This is a genomic window from Arthrobacter sp. 'calajunan', assembly GCF_046940185.1.
Taxonomy (GTDB): Bacteria; Actinomycetota; Actinomycetes; order Actinomycetales; family Micrococcaceae; genus Glutamicibacter; species Glutamicibacter soli.
On record NZ_JBKZDY010000003.1, the window covers coordinates 287,400 to 306,914 of the forward strand.

Sequence of the window (19,515 nt, forward strand, 5' to 3'; positions counted from 1 at the left end):
TCGATGGAAGCAAGCCCGTGCAGTGACGGGCGCATGCTGCGGGGTCCGCTGTGCAACAATGCACGCTTGGTGTGCGCAATCGGCCCCTCGAACAAGACTGGTAAACCTTTCAAAGCTGTGTGAGCTGCGACATACTCGGGTGCTACGGGACGGGTCCAATGGGGGACCTGCGGCATCGGAAGGATTGGCAGTGGCATCGGAAATTTCTGATAAAACCGAACGCAAGGGGCTGCGACGGGTCGTCGCGGCATCGATGGCGGGCACTATCGTCGAGTGGTACGAATTCTTCCTCTACGCGACCGCGGCCACCTTGGTGTTCAACAAGGTCTTCTTCCCCGACTCGGGCAACGACCTGGACAACATCATCAAGGCATTCCTCACCTATGCGGTGGGATTCATCGCCCGGCCGATCGGCGGCATCGTCTTCGGCCACTTCGGCGACAAGTACGGTCGCAAGCACCTGCTCCAGGTGGCCATCATCCTGGTCGGCGTGACCACGTTCCTCATGGGCTGCCTGCCCACCTACGACATGATCGGCTACGCGGCCCCGATCCTGTTGATCGTCCTGCGCTTCCTGCAGGGCTTCGCCGTCGGCGGCGAGTGGGGCGGCGCCGTGCTCCTGGTGGCCGAGCACGCGCCCAACCGCGAGCGAGGATTCTGGGCTTCTTGGCCGCAGGCAGCGGTGCCGATCGGCAACCTGCTGGCGACCATTGTGCTGCTGGTGCTGTCCTTCACCCTCAGCGACGAGGCATTCCTCGCATGGGGCTGGCGCGTGGGTTTCTGGCTCTCTGTAGTGATCGTGGGCGTTGGCTACTACATCCGCACGAAGGTCTCCGACGCGCCGATCTTCCACGAGGCCAAGGCCGAAATGGAAGCCAATGCCGCGGCAGGCTACGGCGTGGCCGAAGTGTTCAAGCGCTACCCACGCGGGGTGTTCACCGCCATGGGCCTGCGCTTCGCGGAAAACATCCTCTATTACATGGTGGTGACCTTCTCCATCACCTACATGAGCGTGCAGCTGGACATGCAGACCTCCAACATCCTCACCCTGATGCTGCTGGCCCACGTCTTCCACGCCATCGTGGTTCCGCTGGTTGGACGCTTCACCGATACCCTGGGCCGCCGCCCGGTCTACGCCGCCGGCGCCGGATTGATGATCGTTTGGGCTGTGGTCGCCTTCCCGATGTTCAACACCCGCAACGACGCGATCATCCTGCTGGCCATCGTTGCAGGACTCGCAGTGCACGCGCTGATGTACGCGGGGCAGCCGGCGATCATGGCTGAGATGTTCCCGACCCGCATGCGCTACTCCGGGGTGTCGCTCGGCTACCAGGTCACCTCCATCGTCGCCGGGTCGATGGCTCCGATCATCGCGGCGGCCCTGCTGCGGGCGTCCGGAAGCTGGGTGCCGGTAGCCGGATACATCGTCTTCGCCGCGCTGGTGACGCTGGTTGCCGTCTACTTCCTTCGTGAATCCAAGGGAGTGGACCTCGGCGACATCGACGAGCAGGACCGCATCAGCAACGGCCTGTCCACCGAGGTGCTGGACTCCGAAAGCAAGCTGACGCGCTAGCTGCCAAGCCGCTACTGCCAGAGTGCCGCATCCCGCACCGGGGAGCGGCACTCTGGCAGTTAAACGGCACCGGCCCGGCTGTGGTGTCCCTTCAGGAATTGGCCGCGGAGGACACCGGGGCGAAGGGCGCCAAATGCCAGTCCCCGCGCTCGGCGGCCTCGTGCAGCGCCGTGGCGGTGAGCTGCACCGCCGGATTGCGCAGCGCTTCCTCACGCCCGACCAGCCAGTATTCCGATTCGTAGGTGAACTGGTCGTGGAGCACCGGAACCAGTGCCTCGTAGTGCCGGCTGAGGAATGTTGGCAGCAGGCCGATGCCGCCATGGCCCATGGTCGCCGAGTACTGCACCGCGATGCTGTTGGACGAGATGGCTCGGCGCATGGGCGGCAGCCCGCTGGTGGCATCGTCGAGCTTGTCCACCGTCAGCGCGGTGTCGATGTAGTAGTTCAGCGCATGCTCGCGCAGGTCTTCCAGTTTCCCGGGGGTCCCATGCAGGTCCAGGTACCTTTTAGTGGCGTAGAGCCGCAGCTCGTATTTCAGCAGCAGATGGGAGACCGCGCGTCGCACCTGGGGCTGGCCGATGACGATTTCCAGGTCCATGCCGGTGCGGCCCTGGCGTGCCCGCGTGGTTTCCGAGACCAGGTCGAACAGTAGCTGCGGGTGGATCTCGTGCAGCTTCGCGAGGGTCGGCGCGGCCAGATGGGCGCTGAAGGCGTCCGGTGCGGCGACGCGCACGTGGCCGGTCACCTGTCCAGGCTCGTCGGCGGAGCCGATGGCGGCGACGGCCCGTTCGATGGCCTCGGCCGAGGCCATGGCGCGCCGCCCGAGGTCGGTCAGTTCCCACCCCTGCGCCGAGCGGGTCAGCAGCCGTCCGCCCATGGCCTGCTGCAGCGAGGCGATGCGCCGGGAAATCGTGGAGTGGTTCACCCCGAGCACGTTGGCGGCCGCCGTGTACCTGCCCAGCCGGGCGACGGTCAGGAAGGCGATCAGGGACTCGAGATGGTGGTAATCGATGGGACGCTGCATGCTCCCAGTGTGCGCCAGCGCACAGCGGTGTTGCAATTTTCTCGGGTCTTTGTGCATTGAGGAAGTGATGTGGCGCACCTACGCTGGCCATATCCGGGATTACCCGAATTATCAAGCACCTGTCGGCGCGTGGAAGGAACAGCACAATGAGCGTATATGCATGGATCGGACTGGGGAACATGGGCGGACCCATGTCGGCGAACCTGGTCGCCGCCGGGCACGAGGTGCGCGGCGTCGACCTGAACGAGCAGGCCCGCGCCGCGGCGGCGGGAGCCGGTGTGCTCCTCGTCGATTCCGTGGCCAAGGCACTGGAGGGGGCGGATGCGGTGATCACCATGCTGCCCAAGGGCCAGCACGTCCGTGCGGTTTACGAGGGCCCCGAAGGCATCTGGGCCCATGCCACCGACTCGATGATGCTGCTTGACTGTTCCACCGTGGACATCGAGACCTCCCGCTACATCCACGAGCAATCCGCGGCCCGCGGCCTGAAGTTCGTCGACGCCCCGGTTTCCGGAGGCATCTCGGGAGCGGCGGCCGGATCTCTGGCCATCATGCTGGGCGGGGCGCCGGAACTCATGGAACGGGCCAGCGAACTGGTGGCGCCGATGTCAGCGCGAGCCATCGTCGCCGGCGGCCCGTCCATGGGCATCGCGGCGAAGATCTGCAACAACATGATGCTGTTCATCGACCTCATGGCCAGCGCCGAAGGATCGCAGCTGGCCGAGAAGCTGGGGCTCGATCCGCAAGTGTTCTGGGAGATCGTGTCGGTATCCTCAGGCCGTTCGTGGGCGCAGCAGACCTGGTACCCGGTTCCCGGCATCGTCGAGACCGCCGCGGCGAACAACAACTTTGACGCGACCTTCCGCGTGGACCTGGCGCGCAAGGACGTAGGGCTGGCGCTGGATGCGGGAACCACGTCAGGCATCTCGCTTCCCGCCGCGGAACTGGTCAGCAAGCACTTCGACGAGCTGATCTCCGAAGGACTGGAAGACAAGGACTGCTCGCTGATCGTTAAGAACCTGGTGCCCGGCGGGCAGGTGCGCGGCTACGGAGCGGCAGAGCATGCAAGCCGGTGACACCCGGCGCACCGTGCGCCGGGCGGTAGTCACCGGCGGCGCGGGAGGCATCGGGCTGGCCTGCGCCCGCGAGCTCTCCGCCCAGGGAGTCCGCGTCGTGGTGGCGGACCTGGACGAGCAGGCGGCGCGGAATGCGGCGGCCGAGGTCGGAGGGGAAGCCTGGGTGGTGGACCTGTCCGACACCTCGGGGCTGGAGGAGCTGTCCCTCGACGCCGACATCCTGGTCAACAATGCCGGGGTGCAGCGGGTGGGACCGATCCATGAATACCAACCCGATCATTGGCGCCTGATCCACCGATTGATGCTCGAAGCGCCGTTCCTGCTGATCCGCGCGGCGCTGCCGGGGATGTATGAGCGGGGGTTCGGGCGCATCATCAACATCTCCTCCGCCCATGGCCTGCGCGCCAGCGCGTTCAAGAGCGCCTACGTGTCGGCCAAGCACGGACTGGAGGGCCTGTCGAAGGCGACCGCGCTGGAAGGAGCGGAGCGCGGGGTGACGAGCAACTGCATCAATCCCGGATATGTGCGCACCCCGCTGGTCGAAGCGCAGATCGCCGACCAGGCGAGGGCCCACGGCATCGACGAATCCGAAGTGATGGAAAAGATCATGCTGACCGAGATGGCGGTTAAGCGGCTCATCGAGCCGGAGGAAGTCGCTTCGCTGGCCGGTTGGCTTGCGGGGGACAGTGCTGCGATGGCCACCGGAGCCAGCTACGCCATCGACGGAGGCTGGACGGCGCAATAGCCATTGAACCCGCCGCGGCAAACAGCGGGCAGGTGCCGGGAATGGACTTCCCGGCGCCTGCCCGCTGTCGTTTCTCGGCCGTATTTATGCCTTTGCTACGTGGTGCCCCAGCTGGCTGGTCGGCACGCGGTAGGTTTCGCGGGCGGTCAGCGCGGAGAGCGAGGCGATCAGGGCGATGGCCGCGGTGAACAGGCTGATCTGCACCCAGCCGCCGGGCTGCAGTCCGCCCAGGGCGGCGACGATGGACGGGGCGAAGCCAGCCATCAGGAAGCCCAGCTGGGTGCCGATGGCCAGGCCGGAGAAGCGCACCTGGGAGGAGAACATCTCCGCGTAGAAGCTCGGCCATACGGCGTTGGCCGCCGCGTAGGCGCAGGAGAAGACCAGCAGCGAGAGCCCGAACTGCAGCAGCGTGTTGCTGGTTTCCATGGATCGCAGGTAGAAGGGCATGACCGCGGCGGAAGCCAGCGCGCCGTAGATGAAGACCGGTTTGCGGCCGATCTTGTCGGCCAGCATGCCGAAGAGCGGTTGGGTGAGCAGTGCTCCGATATTGCCTGCCACGACCAGCCACAGGGTGATGGACTCGTCCATGTTGCCAATGGTCTTGCCGTAGGAGATGGCCAGGGTTCCATACACGGTGGACACCGCGGCGATGAACGCGCACAGCACCACGCGCAGCACGTCCTTCCAATGGAAGCGCAGCAGCACCGCCAGCGGCAGCTTGGCGATCTCGTTGTTCTTCTTGGCCTTCTCGAATTCAGGGGTCTCATGCAGCGAGCGGCGGATGAAGAAGGTGACCACAACAACCACGGCGGACAGCCAAAACGGGATGCGCCAGCCGATGCCGAACTTGATCTCGTCCGGCAGTGCCACTACCGGAATGAAGATCAAGGCCGCCAGGATCTGGCCGCCCTGGGTGCCGGTCAGGGTCCAGGAGGTGAAGAAGCTGCGCCGGTGATCCGGGGCGTGCTCCAGGGACATGGAGGAGGCTCCGGCCTGCTCGCCGGCGGCGGACAGGCCCTGCATCAGGCGGGCGACCACCAGCAGGATCGGGGCCAGCCAGCCGACCTGGTCGAAGGTGGGCAGGCAGCCGATGGCGAAGGTCGAGGCTCCCATGAGCACCAGGGTGAACATCAAGACCTTCTGGCGCCCGATCCGGTCGCCGAAGTGGCCCAGGATGATCGCGCCGATGGGGCGGGCGATGTAGGCGAAGCCGAAGGTCGCCAAGGACATGACCGCGGCGTTGGTGTCGGCGTCGGGGAAGAAGATGTGCGGGAAGATCAGGGCTGCGGCGGAGCCGAAGATGAAGAAGTCGTAGTATTCGACGGCGCTGCCCATGAAGCTGGCCAGCGCGGCCTTGACCGGCGTGCGCTGACCGGCTCCGTTGTCTTCAGATGCCGACGGCTTCGGTGTCGTGGTCATCGGGTTACTCCCTAGATGGTGGCGATGTTCTGGCCTCATTCCTTCTAATGTTCGCTATGCGACCACTTGTTCGGAATGTGTTCATTGGTTTAGAGTAGATGCAAATCACAGACGAAGCAATACCTGTTGCATCGATGACTGAATGCGAGGACCTGCGATGAGTACAACTGCCGAAGCCTATTTGGTGGGCTTGATCGGCGACGGGGTGATGCCGTCGCTGACTCCCGGAATGCACGAGCAGGAGGCTGATGCGCAGGGCCTGCGCTACCTGTACCGTCCCATCGACCTCACCGTGCTGGAGCGTCCGGGCAGCGATGTGGGTGCTCTATTAAAGGCCGGTGAGCAGCTCGGATTCAATGCCTTCAACATCACCCATCCGTGCAAGCAGCTGGTCCTGGAGCACCTTGATGAGATCTCCCAGAACGCGCGGGACATCGGCGCGGTGAATACGGTGGTCATCCGCGACGGGAAGTTCCACGGCTACAACACCGACGCCTCAGGATTCGGCCGCGGCTTCGCTGAAGGGCTGCCCGGAGCCAACCAGCAACAGGTCCTGCAGCTGGGAGCCGGCGGCGCCGGATCCGCCGTGGCCTACGCGCTGCTGGCGTCCGGAACCGAGCAGCTGTTCCTGGTGGACCCGGACGCGCAGCGCGCTGGGCAGCGGGCCGCGGAATTGAACCGGCTTTTCCCTGAAGCCACGGTCACCGCGGCGTCCCCTGACCAGGTTCCCGAGCTGCTGCCTGCGGCGGACGGGCTGCTGAACGCCACCCCGATCGGCATGCACCACCACCCGGGCCTGCCGCTGGATTTGGCCGGGCTCGAATCCCGCCACTGGGTAGCCGACTGCATCTACCGCCCGGTCGACACCGAACTGATCCTCGCAGCCCGCGACCGCGGCTGCCGGGTGCTTGACGGCGGGCACATGGCGGTGGGCCAGGCCGTGGACTCCTTCGAGATCTTCACCGGCATCAAGCCCGATGCCGCGCGCATGCGCGCACACCTGCTGGAAATGCTGGAGGCGGGCCTGTAATGCGCACCTCCATTGCCACCGTGTGCCTCTCGGGCACGCTGGAAGAGAAGATGCTCGCCTGCGCCAAGGCCGGATTCGACGGCATCGAGATCTTCGAGCAGGACCTTCTGGTCAGCCCGATGTCCCCGGAGGAGGTCCGGGCGCTGGCCGCGCGACTGGGGCTCACCTTGGACCTGTTCCAGCCCTTCCGCGACTTCGAAGGCGTCGAGCCGCAGCTGCTGCAGGCGAATCTGCACCGGGCGGAGGCGAAGTTCAAGCTCATGACGCGCCTGGGCATGGACATGATGCTGCTGTGCTCCAATGTCGGCACCGCCACGATCAACGACGACGAGCTGTTCGTCTCCCAGATCCGCCAGCTCGCGGACCTGGCCGCCGGATACGGGATCCGCATCGCCTACGAGGCGCTGGCCTGGGGCACATACGTGAACACCTACCAGCACTCCTGGGAGATCGCCCGCCAGGTGGACCGCGAGAACGTGGGCATCTGCCTGGACAGCTTCCACATCCTCTCGCGCGGGGACGACCCCGAGGCGATCGCGCAGATCCCGGGGGAGAAGATCTTCTTCGTGCAGCTGGCCGACGCCCCGGTGCTGTCCATGGACATCCTGTCCTGGTCGCGGCACTACCGGGTGTTCCCGGGGCAGGGCGGATTCAAGCTGGACGAGTTCCTCGGCGCCATCGCCCGCTCGGGCTATGCCGGCATCATTTCGCTGGAAATCTTCAACGACGTCTTCCGCCAGTCGAATGTCGAGCGCACCGCGGTGGACGGGCTGCGCTCGCTGAACCTGCTGCAGTCCCAAACCGCCGCGCTGCTCGATGCGCAGGGCATCGGCTCCGCTCTTGCACTGCAGGCACTGCCCGGCGGGCAGAAGGCCAACGGTTTCGACTTCACCGAAATCCGCACCGAGGACCCCGAACCGGTGGCCCGGCTGCTGGCCCAGCTGGGCTTCGAATTCCGCGGCCAGCACCGGCGCAAGCCGGTGCAGCTGTTCAGCGCCGGCGGGGCGCGGATCATCATCAACTCGCAGCGCAGCCGCGGGGTCACCGCCGCGGTGTCAGGCTTCGGGGTGCAGGTCCCGGACCCCGCCGCGGCCGGCGAGCGCGCCGTGCAGCTGCTGGCCCGCCCGGTCCCGCGCCAGCACCTGCGCAACGAGGCGGACCTGCCCGGCTTCAACGCCCCAGACAACACCGAGGTCTTCTTCGGAGCCACCGGGGACGCCGGGGGCTGGGAAGCCGAATTCGGGGTCCACGAGTCCGGAGCCGCGGCGGGGCACCCCGCGCTGATCCAGTGCATCGACCACCTGAACCTCGCCCAGCCTTGGCAGTCATTCGACGAATCCGTGCTGTTCTACACCAGCGTGCTGAACCTCCAGGCGCTGCCCGGCACCGAGGTTCCCAGCCCCATGGGGCTGGTCCGCTCGCAGGTGCTGGCCACCGGGGACAATGCGGTCAGGTTGGCGCTGAACATCGTTCCGCACGGGCTGGAAGAGGCCATCGACAGGAACCACGAGTACCCCGAGCACACCGCGGTGCGCACTGGGGACATCATCACCCTGGCCCGCAACGCGGTGGCCGACGGCATGGAATTCCTGCACATCCCGGCCAACTACTACGAGGACCTCGCCGCGCGCTTCGACCTGGAGCCGCAGCTGCTCCAGACTTTGCAGGAGCTGAACCTGCTGTACGACCGGGACGAGCACGGGGAGTTCCTGCATTTCTACACAGAGACCATTGGAAACATGTTCTTTGAAGTAGTTGAGCGCCGCGATGGTTACGATGGGTACGGGGCGCCCAATGCCCCAATCCGGCTGGCCGCGCAATTCGAGCGCAACCGCTGGAGCAGACACTAGCCACGGGGAGAATCGACTGTGACGCAGCGGCCGGACTACTTTGTTAAATCCACGGAGAAGACCCTGGCCGTTCTGCTCGCCTTCAACGGCGGAAACCCGGAGATGACCGTCAGCCAGGTCGCCGCCGCCACCGAACAGACCCGCGCCTCCGCCCGCCGCTTCCTGCTGACCCTCACCGACCTGGGCTACCTGGAAGCCAACGGAGCGAACTTCCGCCTGACCCCGCGCGTGCTGGACCTGGGAGCCTCCTACCTTTCCGGGCTGACGCTGCCCAAGGCCGCCACCTTGCACCTGGAAAGCCTGGCCCGCGAGCTGGAGGAAAGTGCCGCACTGTGCGTCTTGGAAGGCCAGGACATCCTGTACATCGAGCGGGTGTCCTCGCCGCGGCTGTATTCGATGAACGTGTCCATCGGCAACCGGCTTCCTGCCTGGGTCACCTCCATGGGCCGTGTTCTGATCGCCGAGCTGGGCGACGCAGAGCAGAAGGAGTTCTTGGCGCAGATCGACCTGCAGCGCTACACCGAGCACACCGTGGCGAACCTGGAGCAGCTGCGCGCGGAGCTGGCCCGGGTGAAGGAGCAGGGCTGGTCGCTGGTGAACCAGGAACTGGACGAGGGCCTGCGCGGGCTGGCCGTGCCGGTGTACCGGGGAGACCAGCTGCTGGGCGCGCTGAACATTTCGGTGCAGCGCGGGCGCGCGGACCTGCAGAGCATCACCGAGCAGCTGGTGCCGCGCCTGCGCCGGGCCGCGCAGGACATCGCCGACGACTTCGGGGGACGGCTGGCCTGACAAGCCGCCCGGTTGCGCCGCGACGGCGTAGGCTGTCCTGCATGAGCACAGGCAAGGCGGCCATGGCGCCGCACGAGCACCCGGCATTCGCCAACGACAAGTCCGCCCAGTGGCTGGGCGCCGAGGTGCTGCGCGCTGACTACGGCGACGTGGTGATCAAGATGCGGCTGCGCGATGACATGCTCAACGGCTACGGCATCGCGCAGGGCGGCATGATCGTCGCCTTCGCGGATACCGCCTTCGCCCTGGTCTGCAACGACCCCCACAGCGATGCAAGCACCATCACCGTGGCCTCCGGGGTGGACGTGAACTTCATGAATCCGGGATTCTCCGGGGATACCATCACCGCCACCGCCAAGCTGGTGGGCCATGCCGGGCGCATCGGGCTGTTCGACATCGAGGTCACCCGCGACAACCAGGACGGCAACACCACTCACCTGATCCATATGCGCGGGCGTTCGCGCACCATCCCCAACCGCAGCTAGGTCCGGGCGATCGCCTGCCCAACCCGGAGTCCGACAGGGCCCTGCGCCCGAGCCATTGCGGCCCTCGGCCGCTACGAGCCGGCCGGCGCTGAAGCAGTCGGGGCGGTGCCAGGTTGCTGCCCATCGGGCAGTGCAGGAGGACGCCCGGTAGGCATGCCTCCTGGGGCCCCTCCGCCGCCTGGGGCCCCTGCGCCGCCTGGAGCACCGCCGCCTCCAGGGGCTCCTCCGCCGGTAGCCTCGGTGTTCGTATCCACATTGACCGTGAGGCGCACGGTGTAGCCGGCGCTTGTATCTCCGGTGATGGTCGCCAGCTGGGTGGCCCCCGAATCATCGCCGAAGACATTGTCCGAGTCCAGACTCACGCCCTGCAGGTTCTTCACCGACTGCTCGTAGCCGGTGGTGGCGTACACCGCGGTACAGGTTTCCTGCGGCAAGGCGACCTGCGAGGTGGCGATCGCCGTGGTGTGGTCGGTAATCGACCCGGTATCCGGGTACACCTCGAAGTGGATGTGCGGCCAGCGCCCGGCATAACATGCAGGGAAGATGCTGGTGTAGCGCACCAGACCCTCGGCATCGGCCACCTGGACCCCGCGCAGGTAGTTCTCGTCTTCCAGACCGCTGGAGTACATGGAGTATTCCCCGGACCGGTCGCAGTGCCACACGTACACTGCCACACCCTCGAAGGGCTGGTTGTTGTTGGCCATGTCCACGATCTTCAGTTCAAGGGTCATCGGGATGCCCTCAGCCGTGGTGGTGCTGGTGCCGAAGCTGGAGCGGATGTCGCTGCGGACGATTCCGCTTTGCTCCAGCACATCGGGCCCATTGGACCCGTCGCCCGGGTACGGGCCGGCGGTCTCGTCAGGGATCTCCGCGGCGGTGGACGGGGAAGGGGTGCCGTGGGTGCCGGTGGGGGAACAGGCCGCCAGGGCGAACGCGAGGGTGCCCACTCCCATCCCGGCCAGGACCTTGCGCCGCTCGATCAGGGTGCCGACGTCGAAGGACAGACCCTGGTCCTCAAGATCTTCTTCGGGCCGGGGCAACTGTCGGTGTCCGAACCAGCGTGGTGGGGGATTCATAGCGCGCTCCTTGAAGCAGGTGACATGGGATTGATTGCCGTGTTCACTACCGTAGACGCACGGATCATGGCCCATCACAGGAGGCACTGTGGGTTTTCTGAGAAGGGCCGGCGGCTAGCTTCCCTTGGAGGCGATGGCCTGCTCGAGCAGCAGCGAGAGACGGCGCACGCCCTCGGCGATGGTTTCCTCGTCCACCGAGCAGAACGCCAGCCGCAGCTTGTTGCTGGCCTCTCCCGAAGGGCTGAACGCCGCCCCCGGAATGAAGATGACCCCGGCCTTCACACCCTGTTGCAGCAGCTCATAGGTGTCGATGCCCTCGGGCAGCGTCAGCCAGATGAAGAATCCGCCCTCCGGATGGGTATGGGTGATCCCCGCCGGCAAATGCTCGCCCAGCGCGGCCAGCATGGCGTCGCGGCGCGAACGATACAAATCGTTGTACTTGGCAATCTGGCCCTTCCAGTCATGCTCGTCCAAGTAGGCGCTGATGATCATCTGGTTCAACGTCGGCGGGCACAGCGCCACGGCCTCGCCGGCCAGATAGAAGCGCCGGAACAGGTTGGTGGGCACCGCAGCCCAGCCGATGCGCAGGCCCGGGGCGAAGATCTTGGAGAAGGAACCCATGTAGATGACGTTCTGCGCATCCAGACTGCGCAGCGTCGGGGCAGCCTCGCCCTCGTAGCGCAGCATGCCGTACGGGTTGTCCTCGAGGATCAGGATTCCGGCCTCGCGGCAGATCTCGACGATTTCGCTCCGGCGCTCGGCGGCCAGCGTGATTCCCGAGGGGTTGTTGAAGTTCGGAATGGTGTAGAGGAACTTGATGCTCTCGCCGGCGGTGCGCAGCTCGGCGATGCGGGCGCGCAGCGCGTCGGGGATGAGCCCGTTCTCATCGGTGCCCACCGGGCGGGCCTTGACCTGGTAGGCCTCGAAGGTGTTCAGCGCGCCCACATATGTGGGATCTTCGCACAGGACGGTGTCGCCAGGGTCGCAGAAAACCTTGCAGGCCATGTCCTGGGCTGACTGCGAGCCGTTGGTGACCACCACGTCCTCGATACCCACGTTCGTGATGCCCTCGGCAGCCATGACTTCGATGATCTGCGCGCGCAGCTCGGGGGTTCCCAGACCGGAGCCGTATTGCAGGGCCACCGGCCCCTGCTCGACGATGATGCGCTGGGCCAGCTCGCCGACTTTCTGAAGCGGCAGCAGCTGCAGGTACGGGTTGCCGCCGGCCAGCGAAACCAGCGAAGGATCCAGCGACAGCTCGAACACGTCGCGGACCGCCGACTGCTTGATTCCGGCGGCGCGCCGGGAGAAGAGCGCTTCCTGCACGTCCTGGATGGAACGCTGATCGGTTGACATGGGTCCTCCTGGATCGGCCGGCCCCACGGTAGCGGGAGCGCGGCGACTGCGACGTTCAGTGGCGCAGAAAAGTTTTCAAATAGAATACTTTGGTATTCCAGCAGGAAAACAGGTGCTTGGCAAGATCCTGGGCCCCGAAAACCGCAATTTCCCTGTCAGTCCGCCTTGGATGACGGGTTCTCGCGGGAGTCGAGCCAAGCCTGGATGGCGCTGGGGCGGATGCGGCGATGCGTGCCCCGGTATTCCACCGGAATGATTCCGGAGTCCGCGAGCTTGCGAAGATAGCTGTTGGAAATCCCCGCCATCTGGGCCGCCTGCGAGGTGTTCAGCAGCAGTTCGGCGGTGCCGATGGTGACCGAGTCCCCGGCGGCGAAGCGCGAGAGCACTTCGATCAACGCGTCGTGGGCATCCTTCGGGATCTGTAGGGCGGTGCCGTTGACGAATACCGTCGTGTCGCTGGATTCGGCCAGCGCGCGGCGCAGCCTCGCGGTGGTTTTTTCATCGAGTGCCTCGAATGTGCGCACCTTGCCCAGCGCGGAAGTCGGAGTTGCCATAGGTCTCATTTTGCCTGAGAACCGCCCTGGCCGCACGGTTGGTGACCGAGGCCTTCCAGATGCCGATTATGAAACTTTATGACGGTGATGCGACGAATGGGGGTTGTCTAGCGACCAGCGGTTCCCGTATGGTGGAAATCGTAGGTCTAAAGAAAGTACTGACCAGCCATCTTCCGGCACACCGTGGGGGAACGCTTCGCCTTACCAGGCTGCTTCGCTCGGGGAACTGTGCACATGGACGCTTGATACCTGCCTTAACTGCGCAGCCTCAAGATCCATTGCGGTCGGATGAATGGTCATGCGCGTTCCTACGCTATTCCACAAGCTTCGTGGGTACTGCGTTTTCGTCATTCAGAACTTTCTTGAAAGTAGAGCTATTCAATGTCTGTTGAATCCACTAAAGACCTGTCCACCATCACCGACACCGAAATCTTCGACTCCCACCTCGGCGGCAAGCTGAGCGTCCAGTCCAAGATGCCGCTGACCTCTAAGCGCGATCTGTCCATTGCCTACACCCCGGGTGTCGCCAAGGTATCGCAGGCCATCGCGGATGATCCGGCAAAACACGCCACCCACACCTGGGCCTCCCGCTTGGTCGCCGTGGTCTCCGACGGCACCGCGGTGCTGGGCCTGGGCGACATCGGCGCCGCCGCCTCGCTTCCGGTTATGGAAGGAAAGAGCGCCCTGTTCAAGGAATTCGGCGGCCTGGATTCCATCCCGTTGGTGCTGGATACCAAGAACGTCGATGAAATCGTTGAGACGATCGTCCGCCTGCAGCCAAGCTTCGGCGCAGTGAACCTGGAAGACATCTCCGCCCCACGCTGCTTCGAGATCGAGCGCCGACTGATCGAGGAACTCGACGTTCCGGTCATGCACGATGACCAGCATGGAACCGCCGTGGTGGTCCTCGCGGCCCTGATCGGTGCAGCACGCCAGGTCAAGCGGGACATCAGCTCCATGAAGGTTGTCGTCTCCGGTGCCGGTTCGGCCGGCGTCGCCGTGACCAACCTGCTGCTGTCCGCCGGCGTCGACGACGTGATCGTGCTCGACTCGCGCGGCACCATCCACCGCGAGCGCAACGACCTGAACCAGTTCAAGGCAGACCTGGCCGCCCGCACCAACCGCGACGACGTGATGGGCGGACTGGCCGAGGCGCTGGACGGCGCGGACGTCGTGGTCGGCCTGTCTTCCTCGACCTTCCCGGAGGAAGCGCTGGCCAAGATGAACAAGGACGCGATCATCTTCGCCCTCTCCAACCCGTCCCCGGAAGTCATGCCGGATGTCGCCGCCAAGTACGCGGCAGTGGTCGCCACCGGCCGCAGCGACTTCCCAAACCAGATCAACAACGTGCTCGCATTCCCGGGCATCTTCCGCGGCGCGCTGGATTCTGGCGCCAAGAAGATCACCGAGGAAATGAAGGTCGCAGCCGCACACGCCATCGCCGAACTGACCGGCGACGACCTGGCCGCCGACTACATCATTCCTTCGGCGCTGGACGACCGTGTGATGCCGGCCGTTGCTGCAGCCGTTGGCGCCGCTGCCAAGGCGTCGGGCGCGCTGTAAAGATTCCCCTGCGAGGGAGCTCATAGGCGGCAGTTGGAGAGCTGCCGCCACCGGAATTCGCCGTTCCGAATCATTCGATTCGGGACGGCGTTTTTCGTTGCCGCGGGATTCACCGCGATGATCCGGAATGGGCGGCATCCGTTGTCCACATGTCGCACCGCACCGCGCTGGTCCCCCCGGAAGCGCGCTGAGACTGGGAATATCTCGGCTCACTACCTAGGGAGGACACTTATGGAAACGTCCGGCGGAACCTTAAGTTTCATAAGCAGCACACCCGATGAAGATTTCATGTACAGGATCGCGCGGGAACTGGACGAGGCGGGATTCGCGGTGGTGGCGTACCTTCCCGACGACGGCCGGACCTTCGCGGCATTTTCCATCGGGCTCAGCAGCTACGGGCATCCGGAACTCGTGGTCACCGCGGACTGCGAAGAGTCCGCGCGCTGTTTCCTGCTGCACCTGATCGAGCAGGTGCTCCGTCGCGGCAAGGCCTTCCGGGAAGGGATCACGTCGACGCCGTTCTTCCCCTCGCTGGAGGTCGTGGACATCACCGACCCCTTGGCTGGGCTGCGCATCTACGATGAATTGCTCGACGCCGAGGATTTGCGGGTGTTCGGAGTACGACCGAAACACGCACTCGATAGCGCCCCTGCCGACAGCACTTCGGTGCGCTGAACACGGAGAGGAAATGACATGTGCGATATGTGCAATGGCATGACCAGGGAACAAGTCAATGCCAAAACGAACCGCCACATCCAGGAATACGGCAGATCCATTGTCTACGTCGAAGCAGATGCAACCAGCGGATCCTACGGTTACACAGTTGGGCTGAGCAAGGTTGGCCATCCAGAATTCCTGGTTCGGGGCATGGGCCCGGAGGACACCATGCAGATGCTCAACGGCTTCTCGGAAAGCGTTTTGTCGCGCGGCGAGAAGTTCGGGCAGGGGCACACCGCAAATTGGAAGGATGGCAGCCTGTTGTTCTTCAGCACGGTGTCCGGCCGCCTCCATCTGCTGATTCCGGCTGCCTACTCGCGGTACGCGCAGCGGACCCGGCTGCTGGAGATCAGCTTCGTCGGGGAGGACGTTCCGTACAGCGTGCTCGCCGCGCGAAAGAACTAAGCTGGAGGCCGGACGGGAACTGCTCCGGGGGTACGGTTTGGGCTTACCACTACGAGACTGATGGCCCTGCGCTACCGGAATGGAACAGGCCCGGGCAGCGAGTACCGGGATTCGGTTGCTGCGCTCCTGTTCGGAGCGACTCTTCGCCGGGGCTCCGGCCGGATTTGCAGCCGGGATTAGCGGAATGAGGCATGCACGGTACCCAGCCTGCTGATTTGCGCGGACGCTGCGGCAGCATTGCCCAGCGACACCGGTACGTTCATGGAGCCGCTGAGCACGACGTCGCCCGGCTTCAATCCCGAACCCAGCGCTGCGAGGTGGCGGGCCAACCATGCGACGGATTCGAGCGGGTTGCCCAGGACGGAGTCGGTGGAGCCGGGATGCTGCGCCCCGCCGACTGTCAGCAGGCTCGTCGCGTCGGCGATATCGGCAGGTAGCCGGACCGGTTCGCCAACCACGGCCGCGGCCGCATTCGTGTTGTCGGCGATGAGCAGCGGGAGACTTGCAGCTCCTCCGGACCAGCGGCTGTCGATGATTTCCAACGCAGGGGCCACGGACTCGGTGGCCTCGATGACGTCTTGCACCGAAGTGGCGGGGTCGTCGAGCGGCGAACCGATGGTGAACGCGATTTCCGCCTCCACCATCGGATTGCTGAGCTGTTGTGTCTCGACGAAACTACCGGAGGGCGACAGCGTGCTTTCCAAAACGTATCCGTGGACCGGGGATTCGTACCTGTATGAGGCGCGCGCGGACGCTGCGGTCAGGCCGATTTTGTAGCCCGCGACGCGGTCGCCGTCAGCTAGTGCAAGTTCGCGGCCCAAGGCAGCGATTTCGCAGGCGAGCTCGAGATCCAGGGCTTCGAATCCGGCAGGCGTGAGTGGTGAGCCGCAGCGTGTGGCGTGGCGCAGATCGCGGGCGACGGCATGAATGTTTGACGCTTCCATATCTTCCTCCGTTAGGACGAACAATCCACTGGCTGCGGAGCTTTAGCAGCCTGTTGGATCTTTCGTTGGGGCACTGCGGGGACCGTTGGGTTTACGGATCCGGCGAGGCGTCTTCGTCGGGATTTTTCCGAGCTACAGTACCAGCATGGCAAATCGCATAGTGGAAAATAAATTTCATTACACGAAAAAAAGTCATATTTCGGTGAGAGGTCGAAGGCCCTCTCGGCGGCCCATGCCGCAGCGAAAGAACGAGAGGGCCGCTGGAACCAGAACTGGTTCCAACGGCCCTCTCCGTATGGGGGATCGTCCCTGGCGCACCTCGCCTAGTGCGACAAGCGCGAGCCCTTGGCTTCGAGATAGGCGGCTGCATCGCGCTTCTCCTGGGCGATGCGCACCTCGTGGTCCCGGCGCAGCTGCTTGTGCTTCGGATTCTTGCGCAGCAGCAGGTATCCGAGACCGACCAGCGCGAACCAGATCGGGGCCGCGTACATCCCCAACAGGGTGTCCGGGTCCTGGGTGAAGGCCCACAGCAGGAACACGAAGAAGGCCAAAACTACCCACGGCATGAACGTGCCGCCGGGGACCTTGAAGATCGACTCGTCGTGGGCCTGCGGGCGGCGCTTGCGGTAGACGATGTAGCTGATCAGGATGATGCTCCAGACGAAGATGAAGCACAGCGAGGAAATCGTGGTGACGATGGTGAAGCCCTTGGACTCGCCCAGTCCGAAGACCAGCAGGACGATCGCGCTGAGCAGCACCACGCCGGAGAGGAACAGCGCGTTGCGCGGAACCTGGCGGCTGGTCAGCTTGGAGAACGCCTTGGGGGCGTTGCCGTCCGTGGACAGGCCGAACACCATGCGCGAGGTGGAATAGATGCCGGAGTTCGCGGAGGACATGGCAGAGGTCAGCACCACCATGTTGACGATGTGCGCAGCGGCGCCCAACCCGGCCAGGGAGAACAGCATCACGAACGGGGAGTTGTCCGCATCGAAGCGGTCCCACGGAACCACTGACATCAGCACAGCCAGCGAGCCGACGTAGAACAGCAGTACGCGGACCGGAATGGCGTTAACGGCCTTGGGGAGGTTGTGCTCGGGGTTCTTGGTTTCCGCCGCCGCCGTGCCCACCAGCTCGATGCCCACGAACGCGAAGACCGCGATTTGGAAGCCCATGATGAAGCCCATGAGCCCGCCTCCGAAGAAGCCACCACCCACGTTGAACAGGTTAAGGAAGGAAGCCCGGGCGCCGTCGTGCTCGAAGCCGGTGAACACCATGACCAGGCCGATCACGATCAGCAGCACGATGGCCGCGATCTTGATCAGCGCGAACCAGAATTCGGTTTCGCCGAATCCCCGCACCGAGGGGAGGTTCAGCGCGATAAGCGCCACGATGACAACCAGTGCAGGAATCCAGGTCGGGATCAGCGGCAGCCAGAAGGTTACGTAGACCGAGGCAATCACGATCACGTCGGCCACGCCGGTGACGATCCAGCAGAACCAGTAGGTCCAGCCGGTGAAGAACGCGGCCCAGGGACCGAGGATGTCTCCGGCGAAGTCGGAGAAGTTGCGGTAGCTGCTGCGGCTGAGCAGCAGTTCGCCCATGGCCCGCATGACGAAGTACAGCATGAAGCCGATGATCATGTAGACGAGGATGACCGATGGGCCGGCCACTGAGATGGTTTTGCCGGAGCCCATGAACAGGCCGGTGCCGATGGCACCGCCAATCGCAAGCAGCTGGATATGTCGGTTGGACAGGGCGCGTTGGAGCTCCGGTCCGTTCTCGCTGGCAGTATCCGTGGATTCGTGCGCCACGTGGTGCCCCTTTCGTGCATCGCCCCGCGGGACGCCGGTCGTACTGGTGCGAGCTCATACGAGCCCAGTGAGTGACATTACAGCATCCGAATCTCGTTCAATAGTCGAATTTCCGCGGGAAGTGCAATGCCAGAGGTGGGAATAGAGTTAATTGTGTTCGAGCTCATTAGTGCCGATGACGGGTCAATGAGTAGTCTTGGATCATGGCATTTCGAAATCGTCGAGCAGCGGCTCTCCCGGCAAAGTTGTCCCGATCCTGGCTATTGGTTAATGCGGCCAAGGACGAAGATTTTGCCCCGGCCCTGGCCTCGGAAGCGGACTCAGTCATCTTCGACATGGAAGCCGCGGTGCCCGATGACAAGAAGGCAGAAGCCCGTGACAAGGTGGTCCACGCGCTTTCCAACGGCATGACCGCCTGGGTGCGTGTCAACGGCATCGACACCGACTACTGGTCCGATGACTTGGCAGCTCTGTCGGCCACTCCCGGCCTGCGCGGCGTCATGCTGGCCATGACCGAAAAACCTGAACAGGTCACCTACACCGCGATGCGCCTTCGTGCCGGAACCCCGGTGCTGGCGCTGATCGAATCAGCAGTCGGCATCGAGAATGCTACTGCCATTGCCTCGGCTCCCGGCACTTTCCGCCTGGCCTTCGGCGTGAACGACTTCCGCAAGGACACCGGCGTCTCCGACGACCCGCTGGCCTTAGCCTACGCCCGCGGCAAGCTCGTGGTCGCATCCCGCGTGGGCAAGCTGCCTGGCGCCATCGACGGCCCGCCTCCTGCAGGCTCCGACGGAGCCAAGGTCACCGAGGAGACCCTGGTGACCGCATCGATGGGCATGACCGGAAAGCTGTCGCTTTCGCGCGACCACGTGGACGGCATCAACGCAGGGCTTGCACCGAGCGAGGACGAGCTGTCCTGGGCCATGGAGCTGCTCGAAGCCCACGCGGCGGGCGCCTCGGTGGGCGACGGTTCCTACCTGCCACGACTGGCCCGAGCACAGAAAATCGCCGATCTGGCCGATTCCTACGGCCTGTGGAACGCCTAGGCATCTGATACACAGCACCATTGCATCCCTCCCGGCGGCTCGCCGGGAG

At 64.6% G+C, this 19,515-nt stretch carries 18 protein-coding genes; 11 read left to right on the forward strand and 7 right to left on the reverse strand.

The features are described from left to right. The first annotated feature begins 190 nt into the window (after positions 1 to 190). Positions 191 to 1,573 carry an MFS transporter gene (locus RF641_RS06190; protein WP_047120108.1) on the forward strand — a complete coding sequence of 461 codons (1,383 nt, stop codon included), beginning with the start codon at positions 191 to 193 and terminating at the stop codon, positions 1,571 to 1,573. A gap of 91 nt (positions 1,574 to 1,664) precedes the next feature. On the opposite strand, the gene RF641_RS06195 is transcribed toward RF641_RS06190, so the two are convergent. Further along, positions 1,665 to 2,597, reverse strand: coding sequence for a LysR family transcriptional regulator (locus RF641_RS06195; protein ID WP_053798795.1), 933 nt, complete (start codon positions 2,595 to 2,597; stop codon positions 1,665 to 1,667). A 146-nt stretch (positions 2,598 to 2,743) separates the two neighbouring features. Here RF641_RS06195 and mmsB point away from each other — a divergent pair, with 146 nt between their 5' ends. Beyond that, positions 2,744 to 3,673: a 3-hydroxyisobutyrate dehydrogenase gene (gene mmsB, locus RF641_RS06200; protein WP_053798794.1), complete on the forward strand. Its 930-nt coding sequence runs from the start codon at positions 2,744 to 2,746 to the stop codon at positions 3,671 to 3,673. Continuing rightward, positions 3,660 to 4,418, forward strand: coding sequence for a 3-hydroxybutyrate dehydrogenase (locus RF641_RS06205; RefSeq protein ID WP_047120105.1), 759 nt, complete (start codon positions 3,660 to 3,662; stop codon positions 4,416 to 4,418). Before mmsB ends, RF641_RS06205 begins: the two co-directional genes overlap by 14 nt. An 84-nt stretch (positions 4,419 to 4,502) precedes the next feature. Here the strand turns inward: RF641_RS06205 and RF641_RS06210 are convergent, their stop codons facing one another. Next, positions 4,503 to 5,837, reverse strand: coding sequence for an MFS transporter (locus RF641_RS06210; RefSeq protein WP_113606993.1), 1,335 nt, complete (start codon positions 5,835 to 5,837; stop codon positions 4,503 to 4,505). A 157-nt stretch (positions 5,838 to 5,994) separates the two neighbouring features. On the opposite strand from RF641_RS06210, the gene RF641_RS06215 reads away from it, so the two are divergent. Genes RF641_RS06215 through RF641_RS06230 form a run of 4 tightly spaced genes read left to right on the forward strand, consistent with a single transcriptional unit; the run spans position 5,995 to position 9,991 of the window. Next, positions 5,995 to 6,867 carry a shikimate dehydrogenase gene (locus tag RF641_RS06215; protein ID WP_424572792.1) on the forward strand — a complete coding sequence of 291 codons (873 nt, stop codon included), beginning with the start codon at positions 5,995 to 5,997 and terminating at the stop codon, positions 6,865 to 6,867. Further along, entirely contained in the window at positions 6,867 to 8,717 is a 1,851-nt protein-coding gene (locus tag RF641_RS06220; RefSeq protein ID WP_424572793.1) for a bifunctional sugar phosphate isomerase/epimerase/4-hydroxyphenylpyruvate dioxygenase family protein, read from the forward strand. The genes RF641_RS06215 and RF641_RS06220 overlap by 1 nt, the downstream gene beginning before the upstream one ends. 18 nt (positions 8,718 to 8,735) lie before the next feature. Beyond that, entirely contained in the window at positions 8,736 to 9,506 is a 771-nt protein-coding gene (locus tag RF641_RS06225) for an IclR family transcriptional regulator domain-containing protein (protein WP_047120101.1), read from the forward strand. Between the two features lie 41 nt (positions 9,507 to 9,547). Next, a complete protein-coding gene (locus RF641_RS06230) occupies positions 9,548 to 9,991 on the forward strand; it encodes a hotdog fold thioesterase (RefSeq protein ID WP_424572794.1) in 444 nt (147 codons plus the stop codon). Between the two features lie 71 nt (positions 9,992 to 10,062). On the opposite strand, the gene RF641_RS06235 is transcribed toward RF641_RS06230, so the two are convergent. From RF641_RS06235 to RF641_RS06245, 3 genes are all read right to left on the reverse strand, one after another. Beyond that, on the reverse strand, positions 10,063 to 11,067 hold the full coding sequence (locus tag RF641_RS06235) for an intradiol ring-cleavage dioxygenase (protein ID WP_424572795.1): 1,005 nt from the start codon (positions 11,065 to 11,067) through the stop codon (positions 10,063 to 10,065). 114 nt (positions 11,068 to 11,181) lie between these two features. Further along, positions 11,182 to 12,423, reverse strand: a complete 1,242-nt coding sequence (locus RF641_RS06240; protein WP_161447254.1) for a PLP-dependent aminotransferase family protein — start codon at positions 12,421 to 12,423, stop codon at positions 11,182 to 11,184. Positions 12,424 to 12,578: 155 nt separating this feature from the next. Then, the gene (locus tag RF641_RS06245) at positions 12,579 to 12,977 is read right to left on the reverse strand and encodes a helix-turn-helix domain-containing protein (protein ID WP_047120097.1); all 399 of its coding nucleotides are present in this window, start codon (positions 12,975 to 12,977) and stop codon (positions 12,579 to 12,581) included. Positions 12,978 to 13,358: 381 nt separating this feature from the next. Between RF641_RS06245 and RF641_RS06250 the strand changes: the two genes are divergently transcribed. The 3 genes from RF641_RS06250 (at position 13,359) to RF641_RS06260 (ending at position 15,662) form a co-directional block, all read left to right on the forward strand. Next, positions 13,359 to 14,540 carry an NAD(P)-dependent malic enzyme gene (locus RF641_RS06250; RefSeq protein WP_113606988.1) on the forward strand — a complete coding sequence of 394 codons (1,182 nt, stop codon included), beginning with the start codon at positions 13,359 to 13,361 and terminating at the stop codon, positions 14,538 to 14,540. A 231-nt stretch (positions 14,541 to 14,771) separates the two neighbouring features. Beyond that, positions 14,772 to 15,215, forward strand: coding sequence for a hypothetical protein (locus tag RF641_RS06255; RefSeq protein ID WP_146955948.1), 444 nt, complete (start codon positions 14,772 to 14,774; stop codon positions 15,213 to 15,215). A gap of 39 nt (positions 15,216 to 15,254) precedes the next feature. After that, the gene (locus tag RF641_RS06260; protein ID WP_161447255.1) at positions 15,255 to 15,662 is read left to right on the forward strand and encodes a DUF4262 domain-containing protein; all 408 of its coding nucleotides are present in this window, start codon (positions 15,255 to 15,257) and stop codon (positions 15,660 to 15,662) included. A 176-nt stretch (positions 15,663 to 15,838) separates the two neighbouring features. Here RF641_RS06260 and RF641_RS06265 read toward each other — a convergent pair whose 3' ends face one another. Together RF641_RS06265 and RF641_RS06270 are read right to left on the reverse strand one after the other, a co-directional pair. Beyond that, positions 15,839 to 16,606 carry a 2-keto-4-pentenoate hydratase gene (locus tag RF641_RS06265; protein WP_052772490.1) on the reverse strand — a complete coding sequence of 256 codons (768 nt, stop codon included), beginning with the start codon at positions 16,604 to 16,606 and terminating at the stop codon, positions 15,839 to 15,841. 323 nt (positions 16,607 to 16,929) lie between these two features. Next, the gene (locus RF641_RS06270) at positions 16,930 to 18,417 is read right to left on the reverse strand and encodes an amino acid permease (RefSeq protein ID WP_053798783.1); all 1,488 of its coding nucleotides are present in this window, start codon (positions 18,415 to 18,417) and stop codon (positions 16,930 to 16,932) included. Positions 18,418 to 18,620: 203 nt separating this feature from the next. On the opposite strand from RF641_RS06270, the gene RF641_RS06275 reads away from it, so the two are divergent. After that, positions 18,621 to 19,466, forward strand: coding sequence for an HpcH/HpaI aldolase/citrate lyase family protein (locus RF641_RS06275; protein ID WP_047120092.1), 846 nt, complete (start codon positions 18,621 to 18,623; stop codon positions 19,464 to 19,466). Positions 19,467 to 19,515 lie beyond the last annotated feature (49 nt).